Source organism: Streptomyces sp. NPDC050485, from assembly GCF_044458185.1.
Lineage (GTDB): Bacteria > Actinomycetota > Actinomycetes > Streptomycetales > Streptomycetaceae > Streptomyces.
On sequence record NZ_JBITHR010000014.1, the window covers coordinates 32,340 to 46,035 of the forward strand.

Here is a 13,696-nt window from a genome sequence, read left to right on the forward strand (position 1 = left end):
CTATTCGGGGCAGGCTTCCAGGGCGTGGCCCACCAGGCTGAGCAGGGACTCGATCACCGTGGTCCGGTTGCGCGCGTCCATGATCAGCACCGGGATGCGCGGCGGCACGGTGAGCGCCTCGCGCACGTCCGCGGGCTCGAAGGACTCGGTGCCCTCGAAGTGGTTGACGGCCACGATGTACGGAAGTCCGCAGCTCTCGAAGTAGTCGAGCGCGGGGAAGCAGTCCGAAAGGCGCCGGGTGTCGGCCAGCACGACCGCGCCGATCGCGCCCCGCACGATGTCGTCCCACATGAACCAGAACCGCTGCTGCCCGGGCGTGCCGAACACGTACAGGACGAGGTCGTCGTCCAGGGTGATGCGGCCGAAGTCCATGGCGACCGTGGTGGTCAGCTTGTCCGGGGTCGGCGTCAGGTCGTCGGTGGCCTCACTGGCCCGGGTCATCACCGCCTCGGTCTGGAGCGGGGTGATCTCGGACACCGAGGAGACGAAGGTGGTCTTGCCCACGCCGAAGCCGCCCGCGACCACGACCTTCGTCGCGATGGGAGCCCGGCTGCGGTCCTGCTGCCAGGGGAGCAACTCCTCGGTGGAAGCGGGGAGTTCAGAGGCGGCGGCGGAGTCCACTCAGCACCCTTTCGAGCAGTGCGCGGTCGGGCTGTCCCGAGCCGTGCCCGGTCCCGTACACGCGGATCCTTCCCTGGTCGGCCAGGTCGCTGAGCAGCACCCGCACGACGCCGAGCGGCATCTTCAGGAGCGCGGAGATCTCGGCGACCGTGCGCATGGCGCGGCAGATCTCCACGATGGCCAGCATCTCCGGCATGACCCGCGCCTGGCTGCCGCCGAGCTCCTTGCGCTCGGGGGGCGCCTCGATCGCCGCGACGAACGTCTCCACCAGGAGGACGTGGCCGAAGCGGGTGCGGCCGCCGGTGAGCGAGTACGGGCGGACCCGGGCGGGCTTGCGGTCCGCCCCGCGCACCGGGAGTTTCGAGGGTTTCGCGGCGGGCGGGGTCACTGGGCGGCCTCCATCGACTGGCGCAGCTCGCTGCGGACTTCGGGGGTCAGAACGTGTCCGGCGCGGCCCACGAAGAGCGCCATGTGGTAGGCGACCACGCTCATGTCGCAGTCCGGGGTGGCGTGCACGCCGAGCAGCGAGCCGTCGCTGATGGACATGACGAAGACGCTGCCCTCCTCCATCGCGACCATCGTCTGCTTGACGTTGCCGCCGTCCATGAGCCGCGCGGCCCCGACGGTCAGGCTGCCGATGCCGGAGACGATGGTGGCGAGGTCGGCACTGGAGCCGCGCGGTCCCTGGCTGCTGACGGTGACCTGCCGCTGCTCCGGGTCGGAGGAGAGCAGCAGCAGCCCGTCCGACGAGACGACCGCTACGGAGATGAGCCCTGGCACCTCCTCGACCAGGTTCCCGAGCAGCCACTGCAGATTGCGGGCCTCGGTACTCGCTCCGATCGCGCCGGTGCCGGACGCGCCGCTACCGGGTGTGCCGGTACTGGTGCCGGTCGCACTCATCTGCGTACCTCCTCGACTGTCTCCCCCGTGTCTGCCTGCTGTTGCGTCTCTTCGAGTTCCGCCGCCACGTCGCGGCGGCCTTCCTTGGCGCCCTGCTGGAAGCCGCCGAGCCTGCGCCGCAGCGCCTCGGCGGCATCGGTGCCGCCCTTGCGCTCCTGCGACGCGGCGGGTCCTGCCTGCACCACCTTGGGGGTCCGCTTGGGCAGCCCCTTGTCCGTGACCCGCTGCTCGGGCTGCTCCGGCTGAACCGATTGCCCCGCCTGCTCCGGCGCGGGCTCGGCCGGGCGGGGGTCGGGGAGCCGCATCTCGAAGGTCGGCTCGTCGACGGGCACCACGTCGGGCTCGGCGGGCTCGGCGGGCGCGGGCCTCGCCACCTCCCCCGACCGCTCCGTACGCTCCGGCAGCACATTGGAGTTGGCCTCGGCGAGCGCGCCCGGCAGCGTGAAGCGCGGGGCGCCGCCCGGCACGGTCATCGCGTGCGGCGCGGCCGCCGACGGGACGGCCGGCAGGATCGACTCGGGCAGCACCACGACCGCCGCGACACCGCCCTGCTTCTGCTCGCGCAGCTCGATGCGCACGCCGTGCCTGCGCGCGAGCAGCGCCGAGACGTGCAGACCGAGGCCGCCCGTCTCGGTGCCGGGCTCACCGGGTTCGTACGAGGCCGGGTCGATGAGCCGCCGGTTCAGCTCGGCGCGCCGCTCCGGGGGCACCCCGATGCCCTCGTCCTCGACCGAGAGCATGATCTCGCCGCCCTCCAACTGCCAGCCGGAGAGCCTCACTTGGGCCTCCGGCGGTGAGAAGGAAGTGGCGTTCTCAAGGAGCTCGGCTATCAGGTGGCTCAGATCGTCGGCGGCGAAACCGGCCACCTGGGCGTGCGGCGGCAGGGCCTGGATGGCGACCCGCTCGTACCGCTCGATCTCGCTGACCGCGGCCCGCATGACGTCGACCAGCGGCACCGGGCCCGGGTGGTTGTGGTGGTGCTCGGTGCCGGCCAGGACCAGGAGGTTCTCGCCGTGGCGGCGGATGACCGTGGCCATGTGGTCGAGTTTGAAGAGGACGGCGAGCTGGTCCGGGTCCTGCTCGCGCTCCTCCAGGTTCTCGATGACGGCGAGCTGGCGCTCGATCAGGCCGAGGCTGCGCAGCGCGAGATTGACGAAGGCGTGCTTGACGGTGCCCTGGGACCGCTCCAGCTGAGCGGCCAACTCCCGTACCTGGCCGAGCAGTTCACCCTTCTCGGCGGCGAGGCGGGACTGGCGGCCGCGCTGCTTGGCGAGGTCCTGGTCCAGCTCGGCGGCCCGCGCGTGCCGGCCGAGGAGCTTGCCATGCAGCTCGTTGAGGGACCGTACGACCTGGGCGAACTCGTCGTTGCGGCCGGTGAAGCGCACCGGCTCCGCCGTCTCGGGCGCCTCGGCGAGCCGGGCCGAGCCGCGCCGCAGCACGGCGAGCGGGCGGGTCAGGCTGCGGGCGGTGGCCGAGGAGACCCCGATGGCGAGCAGCAGCAGCGCGCCGACCAGACCGATCCGGATCTCCAGGGCGGTCACGTCGTCGTCCCGCAGCTGCTCGAACCGCTTGACCTCGGAGGTGGCGAGGGCCGCCTGGGCGCCGCGCATCCGGTCGATCCGCGCGGAGAGCGCGGCGCCGACCGCACCCGGGTCGGACTTCCGCTCGGCGGGGGTGAGCTGGGGCTGGTCGGTGAGGCGGGTGAGGAAGCCGTCGGCGGCGTCCACCTCGGGCCCGGTGACGGTGGTGGCGACCTTGTCCCGGGCGGCGGCGCCGGCCGCCTGGTCGAAATCGGCCAGCGCGGACTGCTCGCGCACGTGCGCCTGCTGGGCGGCGGCGGTCAGCTCGTCCCGCCCCCGGCCCGCGTCGCCGCCCTCCTTCTCCTTCTGTACGTACTTGCCGGTGACCGGGTCGTACACCCTGGCGGTCGGCGCGGCCGGCACGGAGAGCGCGCCGAGCAGCAGCCCCCGGGTGGCGGAGGCCTGCTCGACGGCCCGGCCGAGCGCGCCCGGCGCCCGGACGTCCTGAGCGGCCCGCGGAGGCGTGCGGTCGGCGAGCTCGTCGGCGATGGAGAGCAGCTTGGCGATGACGTCGGAGTACGCCTGCTGCGCCTCCAGGGCCGAGCCCTTGCCGGTCAGCGCGGTGCGGCGGACGGCCGGCACGGTGGCGAGGTCGCGCGCGAGGCCGGCGGGCGCGGTGGCGCGGAGTTCGTCGATCTGGCGGTCGACGCGGGCGGCGGGTTCCTTGAGCGCCCCGTCCTTGCCGCTCGCCCGGCCGCCCGCGACGTACTGCGTGACGCCGTCCCGCTCGTCACCGAGCGCGTGGGCGAGGCTGACCGCCTGCTGGTCGAGCTGGGCGAGGGTGACCAGGTGCTGGGAGTCCGTGAGGTCCCCGGAGGCCGCGACGAGGGTGGGCGCACCGGCTCCGAGCACGGTGAGGGAGACAACGGCGACGGAGACGACCAGGCGACTGCGCACCCGTACGGTGCGTTCTGCGCGTGTGCCGTCGTTGCCCCGAGGCCGCTTGTTCTGCACCGGTGCTCTCAATCTTCACTCGTGTTCGCCAGTCCACCAAGGAAGCCAAGGTGACGACTGGTCATGACGAGTAGTCACTGCTCGGCCACCTGAACGAGTCAACATCAATCGGGAGTTGACCATCAACTCCCGCGGAATGCGCCGCACCGCTCGTGCGCGGCGCCGGTTGGAACTTCCGCCCGGCCTTTGGCAGGATGCCCGCCCACAGCTCGGCGGAGCGGTGGATTCCCCCCGGAATCCCGCAGTTCGCCCACTGGTACAGGCCAATTGATGGGACGTCCGCTTCACCGCGGCGCGCATGAAGGCGGCGTGAAGGCGTCGTGCAGACTGGCCCGCATGCGCATTCAGCTGGCCACCGTCCCCGGAGACCCCGCCCGCCCCAATGAGGACTGGGCCGCCACCGCACTGCCCGCGTCCGGCCTGGGCGGTCTGCTCGTCGTCCTCGACGGCGTGACGCCGCTGCCCGGCAATGGCGACTGTGTGCACGACGTGCCCTGGTTCACCGCCCGGCTCGGCGGCGCTTTGACCGAACTGTCGGCTTCACGGCGGGATATGGCGCTGGCCGAGATCCTGGCCGAGTCCATTCGACGCACCGCCGAGGCGCACAGCGACACCTGTGACCTTTCTCACCCGCGCACCCCTCAGGCAACGGTGGTGCTCGCGCGTTGGGACGCGGCGGAGCTGGAGTACCTCGTCCTGTCGGACTCGGCGCTGCTCCTCGAATCCCCCGACGGCACGGTGCGGGCCGTCCTCGACGACCGCATCGACCGGCTGCCCCGGGCGTCCCTGGCCAGTGACGCGGTGGCGGACGCGCTGGTCCGCAACAAGGAGGGCGGCTTCTTCACGGCGGCCGCGGATCCGTCGGTGGCCGCCCGCGCCGTGACCGGCCGCGAGCCGCTCGCCTCGGTCCGAGCAGTGCTCGCCCTCACGGACGGGGCGACCCGCTGGGTCGAGAAGTTCCGCGAGGGCACGTGGGCGGACTGCGTGGCGCTGGTTCGCAAGGCGGGGGCGGAGGGGCTGATCGAGCGGGTGCGGGAGCTGGAGTCGGCGGATGTGGAGCGGGCGTTCGTGCGGCGCGGGAAGCGGCATGACGACGCGACGGTGGTGGTGGCGGAGCCGTAGGGGGGTGCCGGGGGGCGAGCCCCCCCCTGGCGGCTAGCCCTCCGCCGCCGCGTTCAGCTGGCGGAGCAGGCGGGCCAGTTCGGAGATCTCGGCCCGGTCCCAGCCCGCCAGCTTCCGGACGTACCGCTCACGCCGCGCGTCCCGCACCCGCCCGAACCGCGCCTCGCCCTCCTGCGTGATGCGGACCAGGGACGCCCGCCCGTCCGCCGGATCGGGCTCGCGGGCGACGAGTCCGAGGTCCTCCAGGGCATGGAGCTGCCGGCTCATCGTCGCCTTGCCCACACCGAAGTACCCGGCGAGCTCGGTCGCCCGCTGCGGCCCCGCCTCGTCGAGGCGTACGAGCAGGCCGTACGCCGCCGGCTCCAGCTCGGGGTGAACCTCGCGGGCCATCTCGCCGGACGAGGCCCTGGCCCGCCGCAGAAAGACCGCCAGCTCGCGTTCGAGCGCGAGGAACTCCTGGTCCGGACCGTGCACATCGGCTCCCATCCCGTGGTGTGTCGTGACGGCACAGTATTTCCCAGCCTGCCGCGCACCGGGCACGCCGCCGGTCCCCCGGGGCGCGGCCGGGCATGGCGCCCGGGCCAACGCCGGATGAAAGTTTCTTCCAGGCCACGCCGTCGCCGCAGCGTGTCGCCGCCGTCACAGGTCTGAACCAACGGCATAACCTGAAGCCTCTTTCGCGCCGGCGGTCTCCGTGCGTAGCGTCTTTTCTGACATGTCCACAGCGATACGCGTGACGTCGGCATGTCGACCCAGGCCGGTCAAGTCCCCAGCTCCACCGAGCCTTTCGGAGGCACGCAATGCCCGTGCGCAGATCCGGAACGGCCCGCCGCGGACCCATCGCCGCGGCCGGGATCCTCCTCTCCTCCCTCGCCCTCGTCCTCGGATTCACCGGCACGTCCGGCGCCGCCGACACTCCGCTACCGGCCGCCGACACCCCGGCGCGCGGCTCCGCGACCCTGGGCATGGGCGTCGCCGCGCACGACGGCGTGGGCGGTCTGCCACGCGACCTCCGCGACCTCGGCGCCGTGCAGACCGAGGGCGTCGACACCAGCAGCCACAACGGCAACGTCGACTGGTCCACCCTGTGGACCAGCGGCGTGAAGTGGGCCTACGTCAAGGCCACCGAGGGCACGTACTACAACAACCCCTACTTCACCCAGCAGTACAACGGCTCGTACGACGTCGGCATGATCCGCGGCGCCTACCACTTCGCGACCCCGGACACGACGAGCGGCGCCACCCAGGCCGACTACTTCGCGGACCACGGCGGCGGCTGGTCCCGCGACGGCCGGACCCTGCCGGGCGCGCTCGACATCGAGTGGAACCCGTACGGCGAGGCCTGCTACGGCATGTCGGCCGCCGAGATGGTCAGCTGGATCAGCGACTTCCTGGGCCAGTACCGGGCCCGCACCGGCCGCGACGCGGTGATCTACACCGCGGCCAGCTGGTGGAGCGAGTGCACCGGCGACTCGGGCGCCTTCGGCTCCACCAACCCGCTCTGGATCGCCCGCTACAACACCGACCCGGGCACGCTGCCGGCCGGCTGGGGCTTCTACACGATGTGGCAGTACACCTCGTCCGGCCCGACGGTCGGCGACCACTCCAGGTTCAACGGGGCGTACGACCGGCTGCAGGCGCTGGCCAACGGCTGACCAGCACGTTTCGCGGCGAACACGGCCCCCGGCGCTCCGGCGCCGGGGGCTTCGCGCCGCCCCCGAAAGAACCATCGCCCGCACACCTGACCCCATCCCGCGCGCGGCATGAGTAAGGATGGGGGGCATGCTCAGGTTGGGAGTGGTGTGGCGGGCGGTGGCCCTGGTCGCGGTTGTCGCGGTCGGCGGCGCGGGATGCGGCGGGCCGGCGGCCTCGTCGCCGCAGCCGGACACCTCGCCGAGCAGCACTCCCGGGTCCTCGCCGCTCGCCACCCAGACCACCGCCGTCGCGGCGCCCCGGATGCCGTCGGTCGGCGTGCTGCTCAACGGCGACGACCACTACTGCACCGCGAGCGTGGTGGACAGCCCGCGGGGCAACGTCATCGCCACCGCCGCACACTGCGCGGCCGGCCCGCTCGACGGGCTGGAGTTCGCGCCGGGCTTCTCCGGCTCCGCCAAGGGCACGTACCCCTACGGGAAGTGGAAGGTGCGGGCCGTCCAGATCGACGACAAGTGGTCCGAGAACCACGAGGACTCGGTGGACTACGCCTTCCTCACGGTCGACCCGGACGCCAAGGGCCGGAGCGTGCAGAGCGTGGTCGGCGCCTCGACGCCCGAGTGGGGCGCGGACCCCGACCAGCGGGTGACCGTGATCGGTTACCCGGAGGAGGACCACAACCCCGACAACCGGCCGGTCATGTGCACCACCGACACCCACCGCGACCCCGACGCCGCCGCGATGATGCGCATGACGTGCGGCGGTTTCTGGGTCGGCACGAGCGGCAGCCCCTGGCTGCTCGACTACCGGGACCCGGACCGGACGGGGCGGATCATCGGCGTACTGAGCGGCGGCGACACGGATTCCGAGTCGACGGCCGCCCAGTTCGACACGAAGGCCCGCTCCCTGTACGAGCGGGCCACGCACGCGTAGTACGGCCCCGGCCTGCTAGGCAGCCGCGGCGACCGGCACCTCTGCCGGGGAGAGCGCGATATCGAGGACCTGACGGACATCCGTCACCGGGTGGACCTCCAGCTTCTCCAGGACCTCCGCCGGCACATCGTCCAGGTCCGCCTCGTTCCGCTTGGGGATGACCACCGTAGTGATCCCGGCCCGATGCGCGGCGAGCAGCTTCTGCTTGAGGCCGCCGATCGGCAGCACCCGTCCGGTCAGCGACACCTCGCCGGTCATCGCCACATCCGTACGGACCAGCCGCCCGGACAGCAGCGAGGACAGCGCGGTGACCAGGGTGATGCCCGCGCTCGGCCCGTCCTTGGGAACCGCGCCCGCCGGGAAGTGGACGTGCACGCCGCGGTCCTTCAAGTCGCCCACGGGAAGCTCCAGTTCGGCTCCGTGCGAGCGCAGGAAGTTCAGCGCGATCTGCGCGGACTCCTTCATCACGTCGCCGAGCTGACCGGTGAGGGTCAGGCCCGCCGCGCCCGTCTCCGGGTCGGCGAGGGAGGCCTCCACGAACAGGACGTCGCCGCCCGCCCCGGTGACGGCGAGGCCGGTCGCCACGCCGGGTACGGCGGTGCGCCGCTCGGCCGGGTCCTGGGCGGACTCGGGCACGTGGTGCGGGCGGCCGATCAGCTTGCGCAGATCGTCGGGGGCGATGGTGAACGGCAGTTCCTGGTCGCCCAGTTCGTGCTGGGCGGCGACCTTGCGGAGCAGCCGGGCGATCGAGCGCTCCAGGTTCCGGACGCCCGCCTCCCTCGTGTACTCCCCCGCGAGCTTGCGCAGCGAGGCGTCTTCGAGCACGACCTCACCGGGTTCCAGACCGGCCCGCTCCAGCTGGCGCGGCAGCAGGTGGTCCCGGGCGATGACGACCTTCTCGTCCTCGGTGTAGCCGTCGAGCCTGACCAGTTCCATCCGGTCGAGCAGCGCCTCGGGGATGGCTTCGAGGACGTTGGCGGTGGCGAGGAAGACCACGTCGCTCAGGTCGAGCTCGACCTCCAGGTAGTGGTCGCGGAAGGTGTGGTTCTGCGCCGGGTCGAGCACTTCGAGCAGCGCGGCCGCCGGGTCGCCCCGGAAGTCGGAGCCCACCTTGTCGATCTCGTCGAGCAGCACGACCGGGTTCATGGACCCGGCCTCCTTGACGGCCCGCACGATCCGGCCGGGCAGGGCGCCGACGTACGTACGGCGGTGTCCGCGGATCTCGGCCTCGTCCCGTACGCCGCCGAGCGCGACGCGGACGAACTTGCGGCCCATCGCGTGGGCCACGGATTCGCCGAGCGAGGTCTTGCCGACACCGGGCGGGCCGACGAGCGCGAGCACGGCGCCGCCGCGGCGGCCGCCCACGACCCCGAGCCCCCGGTCGGCGCGCCGCTTGCGCACCGCCAGGTATTCGGTGATCCGCTCCTTCACGTCGTGCAGACCCGCGTGCTCGGCGTCCAGGATCGCCCGGGCGCCCCGGATGTCGTACACGTCCTCGGTGGTCTCGTTCCACGGCAGTTCGAGGACGGTGTCCAGCCAGGTCCTGATCCAGGAGCCCTCCGGCGACTGGTCGCTGGAGCGCTCCAGCTTGTCGACCTCCTTGAGGGCGGCCTCGCGGACCTTCTCGGGGAGGTCGGCGGCCTCGACGCGGGCGCGGTAGTCGTCGCTCTCGTCCTCCTCGCCGCCCTCGCCGTTGAGCTCGCGCAGCTCCTTGCGCACCGCGTCGAGCTGGCGGCGCAGCAGGAACTCGCGCTGCTGCTTGTCCACGCCTTCCTGTACGTCCTTGGCGATGGACTCGGCGACGTCCTGCTCGGCGAGGTGGTCGCGCAGGTGCTCGGTGGCGAGCTTGAGGCGGGCCACCGGGTCGGCGGTCTCCAGGAGCTCGACCTTCTGGGCGGTCGTCAGGAACGGCGAGTAGCCGGAGTTGTCGGCGAGCGCGGACACGCCCTCGATCTGCTGCACCCGGTCGACGACCTGCCAAGCACCGCGCTTCTTCAGCCAGTTGGTGGCGAGCGCCTTGTACTCCTTGACGAGTTCGGTGACGTGTCCGGGCACGGGGTCTGCGAGGGTCTCCTCGACCTGGGTGCCCTCCACCCAGAGCGCGGCGCCGGGTCCGGTGGTGCCGGCTCCGATCCGCACCCGGTGGCGGCCCCGGATGAGGGCGCCCGGGTCACCGTCGGAAAGCCGTCCGACCTGCTCGACCGTGCCGAGCACGCCGGTCGCCGCGTACGTTCCGTCGATCCGCGGCACCAGGAGCACCTGCGGCTTTCCCTGGCCTTCGCGCGCACCGGCCTGGGCGGCCTCGACGGCGGCCCGGACATCGGCGTCGGACAGGTCGAGCGGCACCACCATGCCGGGCAGCACGACCTCGTCGTCGAGCGGCAGCACGGGCAGGCTGATCGGTGTGTACGCCGTGGACTCGGTAGCCATGATCTCCCCTTCGGCAGTCAAGTTGAGCTATGCCGACTCAATGCAGCTGAGTCGAGGAATGTTCCCCAAGGGCTGTTCGCTCTGAGCGATCACACATCCGAGCTGCGTTATGTAAGACTTGATCTCGCCATTCAGCCATTACGCAACAGGGGGTTGCCCGTGCCGGCGACGGTGACATCGACGGACGAAGCCGCGGTCGGCACGCTCGTGCGGGCGTGGGTCGACGGCTGGATCGTGTCGCGCGGGGCCTCGGATCCCATCGACCGGCCCTGGGGCTGGACGATCGACGCCGGACACGTCAACCACGTGTCGCGCCATGTGCTTCCCGCCCCCGCCGAGGCCGATGTCCGCTCGCTCGTCGCCGCCACCAGCGCGCCCGGGACCTGGCTGAAGCTGTTCGCCACCGAGGACACGGTGCGGCCCTGGCTGGGCGAGGGCTGGCACTTCGACGCGCCCGGCTATCTGATGACGGTCCCGCTCGCCGCCGAGCGGCCCGCGGTGCCGGCCGGGTACACGCTCACGACGTGGACCCGGAGCGGCGTCACGCGGGTCCTCGTCCGCACGGCCGAGGGCCACTTCGCGGCGCGCGGCCAGATCGCCCCGGCCGGCCCGGCGGCCGTCGCCGACCAGATCGAGACGGCCCCCGAACACCAGCGCCGGGGCCTGGGCAGCCTGGTGATGCGGACGCTCCAGAACGCCGCGTACGAGGCGGGCGCCACCACCGGCATCCTGGTCGGCACCCCGGAGGGCCGCTCCCTGTACGCGTCCCTGGGCTGGCAGACCCACGCACCGATGGCGAGCCTGTACTTCAAGCCGACAGCGGCCTGACCCGTACAAGGATCGAGCCGACACCGGCCTGACCCGTATAAGAGTCGAGCCGGCACCGGCCTGACCCTTATGCGCCGGGGCCGGTGCCAGACATCGCGGGGCGGGTGCCGGCCCTGCGCACCGCCGGCCAGCACGCCACGCCCGCGAGCAGGGCCACCGGGTGGCCCCATGCGGCGAGCGGCTCCACCATCTCCGTCAGGTCCAGCGCCAGCAGCACGCCCACCGTGCCCAGCACACACCAGCGCAGGCCCGGTGCGAGCAGGCCCGCCAGGGCGCCCACGGTCGCCATCAGGCCGAAGCTGATGCCGTAGTCCAGCCGGTGCAGCGAACTCTGCGGGAGGTATCCGGCCAGCACCGACAGCGCGACCGGGACCTCGGTGGCCAGCGTCGCCACCACATGGCCGAGCAGGAAGACGCCCGCCGTGCGCCAGCCGCCGATGCGGCGCTCCAGCGCGGCGAGCACGAAGACGAAGACCAGCGCGTACGGCGACGCGATGCCCCCGGCGATCCACAGCGCGCTCGCGAACAGGGCGAGGACCGGCGCCGTCGACAGATGGGCCACATCGGTGCTCGACCCCTGGAGCAGGGCGTACACGGTGTGCGGATCGCCGTACTCGGTGTAGAGCGAGGTCGCCAGGAGCAGCAGGGCGTAGCCGAAGGTGAACGGTGTCGACGCCGGCGAGGGCAGCAGGTCCCTGACCCGGGCGAGCCCGGTCCGTACACCGGAGAGGGGCACGTCGGCGGGCTCGATCCTGAGCCGCTGAGGCGGTACCGCCTCAAGGAGGCCGGCCGTGGCGGCGGGCTCGGCGGATTCGAGCGGGTGCACCGGGGTGGGGCCCCTTCCCCGGGGTGCGACGCGTGCGCGCCCCGAATCGTCAAGCCACGCCCGCGTCCCCGGCCGTGTTCCGTACTGGTCCTACGTCCTACAACGCTTACTCTCCGCGAACGGCTCCGGGCCCGTCTATGGCGTGCGCCACACCGGACAACCTTTAACGCTTCCTGTGCGTCGACGGCCGGTCTCCCGGCCCGGGGTGAGCCACCCGTGTGGTCCGCCGGGGCGATCCGGGCCAGTGCCGTGGAATCCGGGTGCACCGGCACCGCCGGACGGGCATCCTCGCGGCCATGGACGACATCGCCACACTCGACCGGCGCCAGGGACCCCACGGGGAAGTCGTGCTGCGGCAGCGCGGAGCGCATTTCGAGATCATCGCCAACGGGTGCTTCCTGATGGACACTTCGGACGGCCGCTCGGAACGCCTTCTCATCGATGCGGCGTACGACACACTTGCGGCGGCCACCACGAAACCCTCCCTCCTCATCGGCGGACTCGGCGTCGGCTTCTCGCTCGCCCACGCCCTGCGGGACGCGCGCTGGGGCCAAGTCGCCGTGCTGGAGAGGGAACAGGCCATCATCGACTGGCACCGCGCGGGCCCGCTCGGCGCCATTTCGGGCCCGGCTCTGTCCGATTCCCGTACCCGGATCATCCACGCCGATCTGGTCGATTACGTACGTACGGCACAGGACACCTACGACGCGCTCTGCCTCGACATCGACAACGGGCCCGACTGGACCGTCACGGAGGGCAACGGCGGGCTCTACGCACCGGCCGGACTCGCCCACTGCGCACGGCGGTTGAAGCCCGGCGGGGTGCTCGCCGTCTGGTCCGCGCAGCCGTCCGCCGCCTTTGAACAGGCTCTCCGGAATGCCGGGTTCACCGGGGTAAATACCGAAGAGGTGCGAGTTGCCCGGGGCGTCCCTGACGTGGTCCATCTCGGCGTTCGCCCTGCGTAGCCGAGAGGCGGAATGTGCCTCTAGTCTCTGACCGACAACAGGGGATCACCCCACGGATCCCCGGGCGAGCACAGTCAGGGCGGGGCAACCGATGGAGCAGACACACACCGGGCACAACGGCGTCGCGGCGACCCCGGGCGCCCAGCGCAGGGTGCTGGTCGTCGAGGACGACACGACGATCGTCGACGCCATCGCGGCCCGGCTGCGGGCCGAGGGCTTCCAGGTGCAGACGGCCGTCGACGGCCCCGCCGCCGTCGACACGGCCGAGGCCTGGCAGCCGGACCTGATGGTCCTCGACATCATGCTGCCGGGCTTCGACGGCCTGGAGGTCTGCCGCCGGGTCCAGGCCCGCCGGCCGGTCCCGGTCCTGATGCTGACGGCCCGCGACGACGAGACCGACATGCTGGTCGGGCTCGGCGTCGGCGCCGACGACTACATGACCAAGCCGTTCTCGATGCGCGAGCTCGCGGCCCGGGTGCACGTCCTGCTGCGTCGGGTCGAGCGGGCCGCGCTGGCCGCCGCCACCCCGCGCACCGGCATACTGCGCCTGGGCGAGCTGGAGATCGACCACGCCCAGCGCCGGGTGCGGGTGCGCGGCGAGGACGTCCACCTGACGCCGACCGAGTTCGACCTGCTGAGCTGTCTGGCGAACACCCCGCGCGCCGTGCTCTCCCGCGAGCAGCTGCTCGCCGAGGTGTGGGACTGGGCCGACGCGTCCGGCACCCGCACCGTGGACAGCCACATCAAGGCGCTGCGCCGGAAGATCGGGGCCGAGCGCATCCGTACCGTCCACGGCGTCGGGTACGCCCTGGAGACCCCGGCGCCATGAGCCGGGCCGGAGACCGGGCCCGGCAGCTGCGGGGCAGCGGCGAACGGCCCGGCTG

At 72.3% G+C, this 13,696-nt stretch carries 13 protein-coding genes; 6 read left to right on the forward strand and 7 right to left on the reverse strand.

The features are described 5' to 3' along the window. Genes ACIBK6_RS26190 through ACIBK6_RS26205 form a run of 4 tightly spaced genes read right to left on the reverse strand, consistent with a single transcriptional unit; the run spans position 1 to position 4,055 of the window. The gene (locus ACIBK6_RS26190; protein ID WP_399053792.1) at positions 1-621 is read right to left on the reverse strand and encodes a GTP-binding protein; all 621 of its coding nucleotides are present in this window, start codon (positions 619-621) and stop codon (positions 1-3) included. Next, the gene (locus ACIBK6_RS26195) at positions 599-1,009 is read right to left on the reverse strand and encodes a DUF742 domain-containing protein (protein WP_399053793.1); all 411 of its coding nucleotides are present in this window, start codon (positions 1,007-1,009) and stop codon (positions 599-601) included. Before ACIBK6_RS26195 ends, ACIBK6_RS26190 begins: the two co-directional genes overlap by 23 nt. Continuing rightward, positions 1,006-1,521 (reverse strand): roadblock/LC7 domain-containing protein, encoded by a 516-nt coding sequence (locus ACIBK6_RS26200; protein ID WP_399053794.1) that lies wholly within the window; start codon positions 1,519-1,521, stop codon positions 1,006-1,008. Before ACIBK6_RS26200 ends, ACIBK6_RS26195 begins: the two co-directional genes overlap by 4 nt. Beyond that, the gene (locus ACIBK6_RS26205; RefSeq protein WP_399053795.1) at positions 1,518-4,055 is read right to left on the reverse strand and encodes a nitrate- and nitrite sensing domain-containing protein; all 2,538 of its coding nucleotides are present in this window, start codon (positions 4,053-4,055) and stop codon (positions 1,518-1,520) included. The genes ACIBK6_RS26200 and ACIBK6_RS26205 overlap by 4 nt, the downstream gene beginning before the upstream one ends. 336 nt (positions 4,056-4,391) lie before the next feature. Here ACIBK6_RS26205 and ACIBK6_RS26210 point away from each other — a divergent pair, with 336 nt between their 5' ends. Continuing rightward, on the forward strand, positions 4,392-5,177 hold the full coding sequence (locus tag ACIBK6_RS26210) for a hypothetical protein (protein WP_399053796.1): 786 nt from the start codon (positions 4,392-4,394) through the stop codon (positions 5,175-5,177). A 33-nt stretch (positions 5,178-5,210) separates the two neighbouring features. Here ACIBK6_RS26210 and ACIBK6_RS26215 read toward each other — a convergent pair whose 3' ends face one another. After that, positions 5,211-5,663 (reverse strand): MarR family winged helix-turn-helix transcriptional regulator, encoded by a 453-nt coding sequence (locus ACIBK6_RS26215; RefSeq protein ID WP_399053797.1) that lies wholly within the window; start codon positions 5,661-5,663, stop codon positions 5,211-5,213. 314 nt (positions 5,664-5,977) lie between these two features. Between ACIBK6_RS26215 and ACIBK6_RS26220 the strand changes: the two genes are divergently transcribed. Together ACIBK6_RS26220 and ACIBK6_RS26225 are read left to right on the forward strand one after the other, a co-directional pair. After that, the gene (locus ACIBK6_RS26220; RefSeq protein WP_399053798.1) at positions 5,978-6,832 is read left to right on the forward strand and encodes a lysozyme; all 855 of its coding nucleotides are present in this window, start codon (positions 5,978-5,980) and stop codon (positions 6,830-6,832) included. A gap of 127 nt (positions 6,833-6,959) precedes the next feature. Then, positions 6,960-7,763, forward strand: coding sequence for a trypsin-like serine peptidase (locus ACIBK6_RS26225; RefSeq protein WP_399053799.1), 804 nt, complete (start codon positions 6,960-6,962; stop codon positions 7,761-7,763). A gap of 15 nt (positions 7,764-7,778) precedes the next feature. Here ACIBK6_RS26225 and lon read toward each other — a convergent pair whose 3' ends face one another. Beyond that, positions 7,779-10,193 (reverse strand): endopeptidase La, encoded by a 2,415-nt coding sequence (lon, locus tag ACIBK6_RS26230; RefSeq protein WP_399053800.1) that lies wholly within the window; start codon positions 10,191-10,193, stop codon positions 7,779-7,781. Between the two features lie 159 nt (positions 10,194-10,352). On the opposite strand from lon, the gene ACIBK6_RS26235 reads away from it, so the two are divergent. Continuing rightward, positions 10,353-11,021 carry a GNAT family N-acetyltransferase gene (locus ACIBK6_RS26235; protein ID WP_399053801.1) on the forward strand — a complete coding sequence of 223 codons (669 nt, stop codon included), beginning with the start codon at positions 10,353-10,355 and terminating at the stop codon, positions 11,019-11,021. A gap of 67 nt (positions 11,022-11,088) precedes the next feature. Here the strand turns inward: ACIBK6_RS26235 and ACIBK6_RS26240 are convergent, their stop codons facing one another. After that, positions 11,089-11,847, reverse strand: a complete 759-nt coding sequence (locus ACIBK6_RS26240) for a rhomboid-like protein (RefSeq protein WP_399053802.1) — start codon at positions 11,845-11,847, stop codon at positions 11,089-11,091. A gap of 296 nt (positions 11,848-12,143) precedes the next feature. Between ACIBK6_RS26240 and ACIBK6_RS26245 the strand changes: the two genes are divergently transcribed. Next, positions 12,144-12,812 carry a spermidine synthase gene (locus ACIBK6_RS26245; protein ID WP_399053803.1) on the forward strand — a complete coding sequence of 223 codons (669 nt, stop codon included), beginning with the start codon at positions 12,144-12,146 and terminating at the stop codon, positions 12,810-12,812. Positions 12,813-12,903: 91 nt separating this feature from the next. Then, positions 12,904-13,641, forward strand: coding sequence for a response regulator transcription factor (locus ACIBK6_RS26250; RefSeq protein WP_329463074.1), 738 nt, complete (start codon positions 12,904-12,906; stop codon positions 13,639-13,641). The last annotated feature ends 55 nt before the right edge of the window (positions 13,642-13,696 follow it).

Coding starts and splice junctions, on each gene's coding strand:
- ACIBK6_RS26200 (WP_399053794.1), bottom strand. CDS start 1,521: ATGAGTGCGACCGGCACCAGTACCGGCACACCCGGTAGCGGCGCGTCC.
- ACIBK6_RS26210 (WP_399053796.1), top strand. CDS start 4,392: ATGCGCATTCAGCTGGCCACCGTCCCCGGAGACCCCGCCCGCCCCAAT.
- ACIBK6_RS26215 (WP_399053797.1), bottom strand. CDS start 5,663: ATGGGAGCCGATGTGCACGGTCCGGACCAGGAGTTCCTCGCGCTCGAA.
- ACIBK6_RS26220 (WP_399053798.1), top strand. CDS start 5,978: ATGCCCGTGCGCAGATCCGGAACGGCCCGCCGCGGACCCATCGCCGCG.
- ACIBK6_RS26225 (WP_399053799.1), top strand. CDS start 6,960: ATGCTCAGGTTGGGAGTGGTGTGGCGGGCGGTGGCCCTGGTCGCGGTT.
- lon (WP_399053800.1), bottom strand. CDS start 10,193: ATGGCTACCGAGTCCACGGCGTACACACCGATCAGCCTGCCCGTGCTG.
- ACIBK6_RS26245 (WP_399053803.1), top strand. CDS start 12,144: ATGGACGACATCGCCACACTCGACCGGCGCCAGGGACCCCACGGGGAA.
- ACIBK6_RS26250 (WP_329463074.1), top strand. CDS start 12,904: ATGGAGCAGACACACACCGGGCACAACGGCGTCGCGGCGACCCCGGGC.